The following is an 11248-nucleotide window of genomic DNA, read 5'->3' as shown; positions in this document are numbered from 1 at the left end:
TGTCAGACGGTCGCCAGGATAATGCGGAAATCTGTACGCCGTGCGGGATCCGACGTCGTCGCCGGCCGGTCCGCGCCCTCTCGCGGGGTACGCGTGCCGGGCGGCGCTGTCAGATGTCCTCGACGATCCGGCCGTCACGGAGTTCGAGCACGCGGTCGGCCAGCTTGAGGAGTTGGGTGTCGTGGGTGGCGACGAGAGCGGTGACGGCTTCGCTGCGGACGACGGCGCGCAGCAGGATCATCACGGTGAGGCCGGTGTCGGCGTCGAGTTGGCCGGTGGGTTCGTCGGCGATGATCAGGGCCGGGTTGTTGGCGAGCGCCCGGGCGATCGCGACCCGCTGCTGCTGGCCGCCGGACAGCTCGCCGGGCCGCTGGTCGGCGTGCTCGGAGAGACCGACGAGGGAGAGCAGAAGGCCGACGCGGGCCTCGCGGTCGCGGGCCGGGACCTTCCGCAGGCGCAGCGGAACCCCGATGTTCTCGGCAGCGGTCAGGATCGGGATGAGGCCGAAGGACTGGAACACGAAGCCGACGCGCTCGCGGCGCAGTGCCAGGAGCTCGTCGGCGCCGAGGCCTGCCAGGTCGGTGCCGTCCAGGACGACGCGGCCGCCGTCCGGCGTGTCCAGGCCGCCGACCAGGTTGAGCAGGGTGGTCTTGCCGGAGCCCGAACGACCTCTGAGAGCTACGAGTTCGCCGCGCGGCACGGTGAAGGAGACACCGCGCAGGGCATGGACGGCGGTGTTGCCGCTGCCGTAGGTACGGCGCAGGTCCTCGACCACCACCATCCCGCCGGCCGGCGTCCCGACGCCCGCCACGACGCTGTCACCGCTGGTCCGCTCGCGCACATTCCCTCCCCCGGCCGCCCGGTGTCGACCGGGACGGTCCTGCACCCGCACCGTACGGCATGCCGGACCGCCGCTGGAAGATCAGCCGAGGCACACGGTGCTTGCCGACAGGCCGTCGGCCGTCGACTGCCGTCACCCGTCAGCGAGTCGGGCCGGGTTCAGCCGAGACCACGATGGGCGGCCCACAACTCGCCGGCGCGGCCCGCGGCTTGAGCGACCAGGGTCGCCAGTTCGGGCCTGTCGGGCACGGGGAACGAGACGTATGCGCCCCGACCACCGGCGGCCGGTCGGCCATAGGCCTTCACGGCGACGTGGCCGTCCGGGAGAAGCCGGACGTTGAGCGTGGTCAGCGTGAACTCTTCACCGCGTCGGGTGTCCGTCCAGCGGAGCGCCTGCGGGACGGTGACATTGATCGCCAGTGCGCTCACTTCCACGTCGCTGCTCATGGACGGATGATTCCACACCTGGCGGGGCAGGCAGCCGGGTTCGGCCGACGGAGAGCACGGACCACGACCGCCGCCACGACCCGCGGTCCACGCGCCTACCTCGCCTGCGCGGTGAGCTCGCCGAGGCGTCCCGCAGCCGTCCGCCACGCGGCCGTCACCGCGTCGTGGGCCTTCGCGGTACACGCTGCCCGGTCACCGGTCAGGGTGATCGGCGCCCCCACGTGCACGTGCAGGGACGGACGGCGCAGGGGCGCGGTGACGAGCCCGGCGAGCTGCTTGCCTGCCGTGCCCGAGGCGATGCGCCGGGCTCCCGCCTGGCCGACGGGGACGACGGGGGCGCCGGTACGTTCGGCCAGCCGCGCCAGGCCGCCGCGGAAGGCGGCCGGCCCGGCTTCGGCGGCATCGGTGCGGAGCGGGAGACCGCCTTCGCCGTAGATGAGCACCATGCGCCCCTCCCCCAGGGCCGCCGCGGCGAGGTCGAGGCAGCGGGCGGCACGGCGGTCCTTGCGGTGCACCGGGATGTGGCCTTCGCGGGCGAGCGTGCGGCCCAGCAGGGGTATGCGCCACAGGCCGGCGGCCGCCATGACGGCCGGCTCGGCACCCAGGCGGCGCAGCGCGGCGAGAACGACGGCCGGATCGGCGAGAGACGTGTGGTTGGCGACGATGATGCTGCCCGGCGTGAGGGCGGTACCGGTGTCGGCGGTGACGGTGAGTCGACCGACGGCCGGCAGCAGGACGTCGGCGAGGCTGCTGAGCATGAGGGGTCTCCCGGTCTCCACGATGATGATCCACATCCTTCAGGACCGGAGGGCGCTGAGGCGTGCGCGCTCGTACTCAGCCACCCGGCGCCCGGTACTCAGCCCCGGCGGCACCGTACCCAGCAGCGTCGCCACCCGTCCCGGGACGCGAGCGGTGGGGAAGGCGCTGCACCGGCCGCGGTCCCCCGCGTCGGCGCGGGAGGCTGCCGGGCGTCGTCAGGCCGACATGTGCGGCTGTTGCGGGCTGAGGTAGTGGACGCCGGTCTGCCGCGCGTGAGCCGTGAGCAGCCCGAGGAGTTCCTCCGCCGCGGTCTTCAGGAGGCCGCCGTCATCGCCCGCCCGCAGGGTTTCCAGGACGAAGGCGACGTGGGTGGAGTCCTCGGTGACCCGGGTGCGGTGGGCGTCGCGGTGGTTCCAGTGCCGGGTCAGGACGCCGGCCGCGTCCGCGTAGATGATCTCGCCGGGCTTCGGGTTCTCCACGGTGCCGGGCTCGCCGAGCGGGGTGAACTCCTCGCTGCCGTCGGCGTACCTGATCTCGACGTCGCCGGTGACGTGGTCGAGGTCGAAGGCACCCGCGGGCAGGCCGTGGCGGGCGGAGACGGCGTTGTAGGAGTCGACGGCGGGGTTGATGCGCGGCAGTGCGCCCTTCTTGGCCATGCGCCGTCCGAGGGCGTCGACGCTGGGGCGGACGCGGCGCGGGTTGGTGCCGAAGGAGCGGTATGCGGTGTGCCATGCCTCGATGCGCGGGTCGGTGTCGTCCGCGGGGGCCCAGGTGCCGGCGGCGAGCCGCTGCTCGAGGTCGTCGAGCACGCCGACCGTGTCGGGCCAGGGTTCGTGGCCGCGCAGACCGGTGGCCGTGACCACGGCGATCAGGGTGTCGGGAAAGGCTTCGGCGACCGTGGGCACGATGCGGAAGATCGGCATGGGCGGGGCTCCGTTCGGCTCGGGGAAAGGGGAATTGGGGGCCGGTACGGTTCAGGGCTTCCAGCGGCCCGGGGCCGTTCAGGGCTGCCAGGGGCCGATGCGGTCCAGGCGGCGGCGCTGCTGCTGTGCGGTCGCCCCGTCGAGTCCCTGGCCGCGGGCGGTGAGGCGGTCGGCGACGGTGGCCCGGTGCTCGACGGGCTTGTGGTCGTCGTACTTGAACTTGGCCCGGACCTCGCTCACGTCCAGCACCAGGCCGCGGATGCCGGGCAGCATCCGCCCGTACGGGGCCTGCCCGGCCTCGACCGGGGCGTGGTCCCCGTCGGGCTGGAAGTGGGCCAGCTGCCGGCGCAGCAGCGCGGCCTTGGCTTCGGGCTCGTCGACGATGCGGGCCCGGCACGTGAACTGGACGGCCGCGTAGTAGCTGGTGGGTACGCCGTCGGTGGGTGCGGTGCCGGGCGCCGCACGCCAGGTTCCCGGGACGAAGGCGTAGTCGCCGAGCACGGTGAAGGTGACGTTCGGGTCGTTCTCGACAACTTCCCAGACCGGGTTGGGGCGGGCCAGGTGGATCAGGAGGCGGTTGCCGTCCGGGACGAAGTGGGTGGGCACGGTCGTGGGCGCGTGGCCGGGCAGGCCGTTGACGCCGAGCAGCCCGAAGTCGTGCCCGTCTGCGATCCAGGTCTGCCATTCGGCTTCGTCCAGGGCCGCGTCCCAGGGCTGGATGAACATGCGCGTCTCTCCTTCGGGGGCGGGGGCGGGGTTCAGTTGAGGGCGAGGAGACCGACCGCGACGGCGGCGGCGCCCAGGCCGAGGAGCTGCCCCCTGTGGATGCGCTCCGCGAGCACGCCGCGCGCGAGCAGCACGGTGGCCGCCGGGTAGAGGGCGGTGATGACGGCGACGACGGTGAGGTCGCCGCTGCGCGCGGCGAGCAGGAACAGCAGGTTCGCCAGCGAGTCCAGCGCACCGGCACCGGCCGCCGTGGCGTAGGCGGGCTTTTCGGGGCCGAGCCTGCGGTGCAGGAGGCCGGCCGCGGACAGGGTGACGGCCGAGGAGACGGCTCTGCCGACGATCAGCGGGGCCACGCCGCTGCCGGTCGGGGCCTGGTGGAGGAAGACCAGCTGCAGCGCGATGGCGGCGCCCGCCCCGAGGGCCAGGGCCAGTGCGGTGCGCGAGGGCCGGGCGGCGCGCGCGCCGGGTCCGGCGCTGACGAGTACCACCGCGGCCAGCGCGAGCGGCAGGCCGATGAGTCCGGCCGCGCCCGGACGGTCGCCCTCCAGCAGGCCCACCGCGACCGGGAGTGCGGCGGACACCAGCGCCGTCACCGGGGAGAGCACGTTCATCGGGCCGATCGCCAGGGTCTTGTAGAGCAGGGCGAAGGCGGCGGCGGAGGCCACCCCGGAGGCGGCACCCCAGCCGAGGACGGCGGAGCCGAACGAGGCACCGAACAGGGGCCACACCAGCAGTTCGAAGGCGAGGCTGGCGGGCGCGGCGACCATCACGGTATGCAGCACATGGGCCTTGCGTGCGCCGAGACCGCCGAGGAAATCGGCGCATCAGTAGGCGAGCGAACTGCCCAGGCCCAGCAGCAGAGCTGTCACGGGACGATCCCTCACTATTACAGTGGAACGACTGAACCGTACAACGAAACGACCGCACTGTGTCAACCGAACGACCGGGTGGCACAGTGCACTGACCTGTCAGTGAGGGAAGGCGATCAGGTGGCCGAGGCAGACGCAGCCCTGCGGACGCTCGCGCACAACGTCCGAGCGGCCCGCACCCGGGCGGGCCTGTCCCTGGACGAGCTGGGCCGCCGCGCCAAGGTCAGCAAGGGCGCTCTGGTGGGGCTGGAGAAGGCCCAGGGCAATCCGAACTTCGCGACCCTGGTCCGGCTGGCCGACACGCTCGGTGTCTCCGTCTCCGCCCTGCTGGAGGGGCCTGCCGAAGGCCGGGTCCGGGTGGTGTCGGCCGACGCGGTGATGCCGCTGTGGGCCGGAGAGCAGGGGGGCGAGGCCCGGTTGATGCTGACCACCTCGGGGCCGGCGCCCGTCGAGGTGTGGCGCTGGCGTCTGCAGCCGGGTGAGGAGTACCCCAGCCACCCGCACCAGGCCGGCGTCGCCGAGACCGTCAGTGTCACCTCGGGACGCATGGTCCTGGTCGTCGACGGCACGGAGCACCCGGTGGACGCCGGGCAGACCGCCGCCTTCGACGGCGACGTCCCCCACACCTACCGCGGCGCCGGCGACACCACCTGCCACCTGATCATGACCGTCCACCTGCCGCCCGGCCCGACCACCTGAGCACGGGGCACCCCAGGGGACGAGGCCGCCGAGTCCGGCACCGGTGATCGCCACCCAGACGCTGACGCAGTACGGGCAGGTGACCGACTCGTCGACCGTGGCGTCTCGTTGCCCACGAAGGGGAGGTCGACCACGTCGTCCGCGAGGTCACCGGCGTTCGAGGTCATCAGGTACCTCGATGTTCCGGTCGGGCGCCCGGGCTGCCGACGGCCGGTTCACCGGGGTGCGGGCCCCTCGGGGGACACAGGTCGCGCAGGGCGGCGCCGATGTGGGCGACGCCCGCCTCGATGTCATGGGCGGGGCCCGCCGCGTAGCCGAGCACGAGGCCCGGCCGGCCGGATCGTATACGGTGCCAGGACAGCGGGTGCACCTTGACACCACGGGCGAGGGCCGCCTCGGCGAGGTCGGTGTCACGGAAGCCGGTGTCCGGTACGTCGCCGAAGGTGACCATCAGGTGGAGACCCGCGGCCGCGCCGTGCACCCGGGCCCCCGGCAGGTGCGCTTCGACGGCCCGCAGCATCGCGTCCCGCCTGCGCCGGTGGCGGGACCGGACGTGGCGCAGGTGCCGTTCCAGTTCGCCGGAGTCCATCAGCCGGGCGAGCACCAGCTGGGTGAGGATGCCGGTTCCGAGGTCGGCGTACCGCTTCGCGGTCACCACCGCGGCCAGCCGGTCCGGCGGGACGAGGAGCCAGCCGATCCGCAGCGCGGGCGCGAGCAGCTTGGAGACGCTTCCCGCGTAGCAGACCCCGTCGGGCATCAATGAGCGAAGGGCCGGCACCGGCGGCCGGTCGTAGCGGTGCTCGGCGTCGTAGTCGTCCTCGATGACCACCCCGCCGTCGGCCGCCCAGTCCAGCAGTTCCCGTCGGCGTTCCCCGTCGAGGACGACACCGGTGGGGAACTGGTGCGCCGGGGTCGTCAGCACCGCCCGGGCGCCGTCCGCCCGCAGCGCGCCGACGTCCAGCCCGCCCGCGTCCACGGGGACGGGCACGGTCGTATGGCCGCCGTACTCCAGTTGCTGGCGCGCGCCGAGCGATCCGGGATCCTCGACCGCGATCCGGCTGATGCCGTCCCTGCGCAGGATCTGGCCGAGCAGACCGAGGGCCTGCGCCACCCCGCCGACCACCACCACCTCGGCCGGATCGGCGCGGATGCCGCGGTTGCGTGCCAACCAGCCGACGACCGCCCGGCGCAGGGCGAGGGCACCTTGGGGATCCCCGTATCCGAAGTCGCCCGGAGCGACGTCGGCGAGGACGGCGCGCTCGGCACGCAGCCAGGCGGTGCGGGGAAACGCGGCGAGGTCGGGGACGCCCGGGGAGAGGTCGATCCGGCACGGGAGGGCCCGCAGCGCGTCGATGGCGCCCTCTCGGTCGGCCGCCGCGAAGAGTGCGGGGCCGGGCTCCGACACGCCGGCGGGGCGTGCGCGGGGCACGGCGGGTGCGGCCACGACCACCGTGCCGAGCCGGCCGCGGCCGGCGATCTGACCGGACTCGGCCAGCCGCCGGTAGGCCTCGGTGACCACGCCCCGCGTCACCTTCAGGTCCTCGGCGAGCACCCGGCTGGCCGGCAGCCTGGCTCCGACGGGCAGCCTGCCGTCGGCGATGGCCGACCGCAGCCGGTCGGCCAGCCACGCGGTACGCCCGCCGGACGGCACCCGCCCGATGTCCAGTTGCAGGAAGTCCGAGCCGCCGCTCGTCGCAGTCGCCGGGCGCGAGGTTTTGGACCCCTCTGATGCTGACTTCGTGGACCTGCCCATGGCGTCCATTGTGGGGGCAGGGTGGAGGGCATGGACACACCTTCGCCTTCGTTCGCCCCACTCGTGCCCGGCATGGCCGGGATGGTGCTGGTCGGGAGCAGCGTCACCGTCTCGCACACCCTCGTCGACGCTCCGCTGTTCACCGCCCAGGCCGTCCGGTACGCGGCCGCGACCGTGATCCTCCTGGTGGTCGCCAGGCTCGCCGGTGCCCGTCCGGTCCGGCCGCGCGGAGCGGAGTGGCTGTGGCTGACGGGGCTGGCGGTCACCGGTCTGGTGCTGTTCAACGTGGCCGTGGTGCGGGGCGTCGCGCATGCGGAGCCTGCGGTGATAGCGGTCGCGGTGGCCTGTGTACCGGTGGTCCTCGGGCTGGTGGGCCCGCTGCTGGAACGGCGCAGGCCCAGTCGCCAGGTCCTTTTGGCGGCGCCCGTCGTCGTGGCGGGCGCGGTGCTGGTGGAGGGGACCGGCCGCACCGATCCCGTCGGAGTGGCGTGGGCCGCGCTCGCGCTCGGCTGCGAGGCCGCGTTCACCCTGCTCGCGGTGCCGGTGCTGGGGCGGCACACCCCGTGGGGGGTGTCCGTGCACGCGACGTGGCTGGGCGGTGCGCTGCTGGCGGTCCTCGGCATGGCCACGGAAGGGCCGTCGGCCGTGGAGCGGTTGAGGGGGGTGCAGTGGGCTGCCGTCGGCTACCTGGCGCTGCTGGTCACGGCGGTCGCCTTCGTGCTGTGGTACTCGACGGTGAGCGCGGCCGGAGCGGGCCGGGCCGGGCTGCTCACCGGGATCGCCCCGCTCGCGGCGGCGGGCGCGAGCGCGGCCGCGGGTACCGGTGTGCCGGGGCCGTCGGTCTGGGCGGGCATCGGGGTCGTCGTCGTGGGCCTGGTCGTCGGCCTGCGGCCACGTGGGCCGGCCGCCGGAGCGACACCCGACGAGGGCCGAGCGGCCACGGCGGAGGCCGCGCCCGTCCCAGGCCGCGCCCGGTAGCCCGCTCACCGGCCCCGGGCCGCCGCTCGCCCTGCCCGTCAAGCCGCTCGTCTGCCCGGGGCCCGGCCGACCGGGGCTCGGGGCGCCCGTCAGTAGCCCACGGTGAAACGGCGGTTGAGGTGCCGGGGGTTCTCGATCTCGTCGATCAGGGCGGCGGCGTAGTCCTCGTACGAGACGCGGGCCTGCCCGTCCCCGCCGGTCACGGGGGTGTCCAGGCCCGTGCGGTACGTGCCGGTGCGCGTGCCCGGGGCGAAGTGGACCGGCGGTGGCGAGAGATAGGTCCAGGTGACGTCGTCACCGAGGGCGCGGTAGGCGTCCAGGGCCCGGATCTGCCCGATCGCGTAGGACTTGAACTCCTCGGGGAATTCAGGAGCGTCGAAGAATCGCACCCCGTCGGCGTTCAGAAGGCCGGCGCCACCGCCCATGTGCAGGACGCGCGGGCCGGTAGCGCCCAGCGGCCGTACCGCCGCGGCGACGGTGGCGACGGCGTCGGTGTAGAGGGCGGCGTCCGGGCCGCCGACGGTCAGGACCAGCGCGTCGGCCCCCTTGGCCAGGTCGGCGACCGACCGCTCGTCGGTGTCAGCGGTCCGTGGGCGGCGGGCAGGGCCGGCCCGGGTCCAGGCCGGCCATCAGCTCCGCGAAGGCCCGCCCGGCCGCCGGGGAGGTGAAGAGGCGGTCGAGTCGGGCGCGCGCCAGGTTGCGCAGGAAGGGGCCGGAGCGGGTGTCGTCACCGGCGTCGTGGACGGTCCTGGTCAGCCAGTGGGAGAACTCCTGGTCGCTCCAGACGCGGCGCAGGCAGCGTTGCGAGTAGGTGCGCAGCGCGGTGTCGTCGTGGTCACGGACGTGGTCGCGTACGGCGCGGGCGAAGACGTCGGCGTCGTGCAGGGCGAGGTTCATGCCCTTGCCGCCCATCGGGGACACGATGTGGGCGGCGTCCCCGACGAGGAACAACCGGCCGTACTGCATGGGGTCGTGGACGAGGCTGCGCAGCGCGAAGGTCTCGCGGTCGGTGATGGGTCCCGCGGTCAGTTCAGGGTCGCCGAGCCTCGTGCGCAACGCGTCCCAGACCCGGGCATCGGGCCAGGCGTCGGGACGCTCGCCGGGCGGGCACTGCAGGTAGTAGCGGCTGCTGTGCGGACCGCGGGGGAAGTGCGCGGCGAAGCCCTGCGGGCTGACGGCGAGCAGCGGGTGCGCCGGGGGCGGTGCGTCGGCGAGGACGGTGAGCCAGCCGATGCCGTGGTCGAAGGCGTGGGCGGTGAGCACGCCGTCGGGGACGGCGGAGCGGGTGACGCCGTGATCGCCGTCGCAGCCGGCGACGAAGGCGCAGGTGATCGCGTGCGGGGTGCCGTCGGCGGAGCGGTAGCGGACGGTGGGGCGGTCGCCGGTCAGGTCGTGCAGGGAGACGTCGGCCGCCTCGTAGCGCAGGTCGCCGCCGGCCGCGAGATGGGCGGCGGTGAGCTTCTCCACCAGGACCTGCTGGGGGCACAGACGGGCCCCGGAACCCTCGGAGCCGTCGCTGTCGACGACGAGGTGGCTCTCGCCGTCCACGCGGAACTCCAGGATGCCGTCGTGCGGTGGGCCGGCCAGCACCAGGTCGGCCAGCCCCCAGGACTCGAACATCCGCACGGCGCGGCTTTCCACGATGCCCGCGCGCTGGCGCCGCGTCACGTACTCGCGGCTGCGGCGCTCCAGGACGACGCAGTCGATGCCGCACCCGCGCAGCAGGTTCGCGACGGTCAGTCCGGCCGGACCCGCGCCGATCACCACGACCGTCGCGGACTCCGGCACCTCGTTCACATCCCGCTCCCCCACCGTCGCTCGGCCCTCCCGGAGCAGCGTAGCCGAGGGTGGCCGCCCCGGGTGGGACGGCCGAGCCTCGCTCAGGTGGGACGGCTAACCGTCACGGTCGCACGCGCACGATCTGCGGGTCGTGGTCGCTGGTCTGCGCGGCGAACTCGCTGTTGATGTGCACCACGTCGTAGTCGGCGTCGCGGCTCAGGGACGGGCTGGTCAGGATGTGGTCCAGGACCTGGGAGTTGCCCTGGTAGACGTACGAGTAACGCTCCTTGACCGGCAGGGTGTTCACCAGGTCGGTGAGGAGCCTGCCGTTCGCCGTGAGGGAGGTGACCGCGGGTGAGAACTGGTAGTCGTTCAGGTCGCCCAGGACGACCAGGTCGGCCTTCGGGTCCGCCTTCTCCAGCGATTCGATGAAGTCCCGCTCCACCAGGGCCTGCCGGTTGCGCTGTGCCTCGGAGCCGCGCACCGGCGGCTGGAAGCGGCTGTCGATCGCCTGGTCGCCACCCTTGCTGTTGAAGTGGTTGGCGATGACGAACAGCGTCTTGCCGCGGAAGGTGAACTCGCCGGCGAGGGGCTTGCGCGAGGAGGTCCACGCGTCGTCCGTCGGCGCGATCCGGCCCGGGGACGCGGTCAGGTGGGTGTCCGCGCCCTGGCCGGTCACCCCGACGGCCGTCGAGGAGTCGCCGCCCGGACGGTCGGTGAACTGCACCCGGCCGGGGTTGAACAGGAACGCCTGACGGATGTTGCCGCCCGGCTGGCCGCCGTCCTTGTCGTTGACGGGGTCGATCTGCCGCCACTCGTAGCGCGGTCCGCCGGCCGCGGCGATCGCGTCGACCAGCTTGCCCAGCGTCTTGTCGGCGGCGACGGTACCGTCGTCGGTGGCGCCGCTGTTGTCCTGGATCTCCTCCAGCGCGACGATGTCGGGTGACCGCAGGTTCGTCACCAGGCCCTTGGCGAGGGCGTCGAACTTCGACTGCGCGTTGCCCGGTGCCAGGTTCTCCACGTTGTACGTGGCGACGCTCACCTGGGAGGCGCTCTGCTTCGCCGTCACCTCGGGTTCGAGGCCGCCCTTGCGGACGGTGCCGATGGCACGGGCCTGGACCGTGTAGGTACCGGCGAACTGGTTGTAGTCCAGCGGGCCCTCGGTGGTGCCGGACAGCGTGTCGCCGACGTTCGCGACGGGGAACGCCTGCTGGGCGGTCGGGATCAGCGACTGGACCATGAGCCGGCCCGAGTCGGGGTCGTCGTAGCCCTTGTACAGGGTGCCGCCGCGCTTGGTGGGGTTCTGGTCGGGCCGGACCGTCACCCACATCTCGGAGTACGGGTCCGTGGCGCCGACCACGCGGCTGCTGCCGATGCGGACGTTCATGCCCCGGCCGGGGGACCCCGTCCATCTCAGTGGGGTCCGTACAACTGACGTACATGTGATCAACTCCAAAATACCCCCAAATGTGAAC

Annotated in this window: 9 protein-coding genes and 3 pseudogenes; 2 read left to right on the top strand and 10 right to left on the bottom strand. The window is 73.5% G+C overall.

Annotation, left to right across the window (positions count from 1 at the left end; translation table 11 throughout):
* Nucleotides 1-109: 109 nt before the first annotated feature.
* The 6 genes and pseudogenes from ABZ646_RS28600 to ABZ646_RS28575 form a co-directional block, all read right to left on the bottom strand.
* Nucleotides 110-781, bottom strand: a complete 672-nt coding sequence (locus ABZ646_RS28600; protein ID WP_360524809.1) for an ABC transporter ATP-binding protein — start codon at nt 779-781, stop codon at nt 110-112.
* A 218-nt stretch (nt 782-999) separates the two neighbouring features.
* Nucleotides 1000-1287, bottom strand: a complete 288-nt coding sequence (locus tag ABZ646_RS28595) for a hypothetical protein (RefSeq protein WP_360524806.1) — start codon at nt 1285-1287, stop codon at nt 1000-1002.
* Nucleotides 1288-1382: 95 nt separating this feature from the next.
* Nucleotides 1383-2045 carry a lysophospholipid acyltransferase family protein gene (locus tag ABZ646_RS28590; protein ID WP_360524803.1) on the bottom strand — a complete coding sequence of 221 codons (663 nt, stop codon included), beginning with the start codon at nt 2043-2045 and terminating at the stop codon, nt 1383-1385.
* 216 nt (nt 2046-2261) lie between these two features.
* Nucleotides 2262-2969, bottom strand: a complete 708-nt coding sequence (locus tag ABZ646_RS28585) for a phenylalanine--tRNA ligase beta subunit-related protein (protein WP_360524800.1) — start codon at nt 2967-2969, stop codon at nt 2262-2264.
* A 78-nt stretch (nt 2970-3047) separates the two neighbouring features.
* Nucleotides 3048-3695: an FMN-binding negative transcriptional regulator gene (locus tag ABZ646_RS28580; protein WP_360524797.1), complete on the bottom strand. Its 648-nt coding sequence runs from the start codon at nt 3693-3695 to the stop codon at nt 3048-3050.
* 32 nt (nt 3696-3727) lie between these two features.
* A pseudogene (locus ABZ646_RS28575) lies at nt 3728-4564 on the bottom strand (EamA family transporter).
* Between the two features lie 120 nt (nt 4565-4684).
* Here ABZ646_RS28575 and ABZ646_RS28570 point away from each other — a divergent pair.
* A complete protein-coding gene (locus ABZ646_RS28570) occupies nt 4685-5263 on the top strand; it encodes an XRE family transcriptional regulator (protein WP_360524794.1) in 579 nt (192 codons plus the stop codon).
* A 166-nt stretch (nt 5264-5429) separates the two neighbouring features.
* Here ABZ646_RS28570 and ABZ646_RS28565 read toward each other — a convergent pair whose 3' ends face one another.
* Nucleotides 5430-7025 (bottom strand): PLP-dependent aminotransferase family protein, encoded by a 1596-nt coding sequence (locus ABZ646_RS28565; RefSeq protein WP_360524791.1) that lies wholly within the window; start codon nt 7023-7025, stop codon nt 5430-5432.
* 21 nt (nt 7026-7046) lie between these two features.
* On the opposite strand from ABZ646_RS28565, the gene ABZ646_RS28560 reads away from it, so the two are divergent.
* Entirely contained in the window at nt 7047-7994 is a 948-nt protein-coding gene (locus tag ABZ646_RS28560; protein ID WP_360524788.1) for an EamA family transporter, read from the top strand.
* An 89-nt stretch (nt 7995-8083) separates the two neighbouring features.
* Here ABZ646_RS28560 and ABZ646_RS28555 read toward each other — a convergent pair.
* From ABZ646_RS28555 to ABZ646_RS28545, 3 genes and pseudogenes are all read right to left on the bottom strand, one after another.
* Nucleotides 8084-8560, bottom strand: a pseudogene (locus tag ABZ646_RS28555) (NAD(P)H-binding protein); the annotation flags it as partial.
* 13 nt (nt 8561-8573) lie between these two features.
* Nucleotides 8574-9791, bottom strand: coding sequence for a 4-hydroxybenzoate 3-monooxygenase (locus ABZ646_RS28550; protein WP_360524785.1), 1218 nt, complete (start codon nt 9789-9791; stop codon nt 8574-8576).
* A 103-nt stretch (nt 9792-9894) separates the two neighbouring features.
* A pseudogene (locus tag ABZ646_RS28545) lies at nt 9895-11163 on the bottom strand (endonuclease/exonuclease/phosphatase family protein); the annotation flags it as partial.
* Nucleotides 11164-11248: the final 85 nt, after the last annotated feature.

It is taken from the genome of Streptomyces sp. NPDC007162, assembly GCF_040634175.1.
Taxonomy (GTDB): Bacteria; Actinomycetota; Actinomycetes; order Streptomycetales; family Streptomycetaceae; genus Streptomyces.
This window is presented reverse-complemented; position numbering and strand designations above follow the sequence as displayed.

What these genes read in the sequence shown, in the direction of transcription:
- ABZ646_RS28600 (WP_360524809.1), bottom strand. Translation starts at nt 781, where the DNA reads ATGGTGGTGGTCGAGGACCTGCGCCGTACCTACGGCAGCGGCAACACC.
- ABZ646_RS28565 (WP_360524791.1), bottom strand. Translation starts at nt 7,025, where the DNA reads ATGGACGCCATGGGCAGGTCCACGAAGTCAGCATCAGAGGGGTCCAAA.
- ABZ646_RS28585 (WP_360524800.1), bottom strand. Translation starts at nt 2,969, where the DNA reads ATGCCGATCTTCCGCATCGTGCCCACGGTCGCCGAAGCCTTTCCCGAC.
- ABZ646_RS28595 (WP_360524806.1), bottom strand. Translation starts at nt 1,287, where the DNA reads ATGAGCAGCGACGTGGAAGTGAGCGCACTGGCGATCAATGTCACCGTC.
- ABZ646_RS28560 (WP_360524788.1), top strand. Translation starts at nt 7,047, where the DNA reads ATGGACACACCTTCGCCTTCGTTCGCCCCACTCGTGCCCGGCATGGCC.
- ABZ646_RS28590 (WP_360524803.1), bottom strand. Translation starts at nt 2,045, where the DNA reads ATGCTCAGCAGCCTCGCCGACGTCCTGCTGCCGGCCGTCGGTCGACTC.
- ABZ646_RS28580 (WP_360524797.1), bottom strand. Translation starts at nt 3,695, where the DNA reads ATGTTCATCCAGCCCTGGGACGCGGCCCTGGACGAAGCCGAATGGCAG.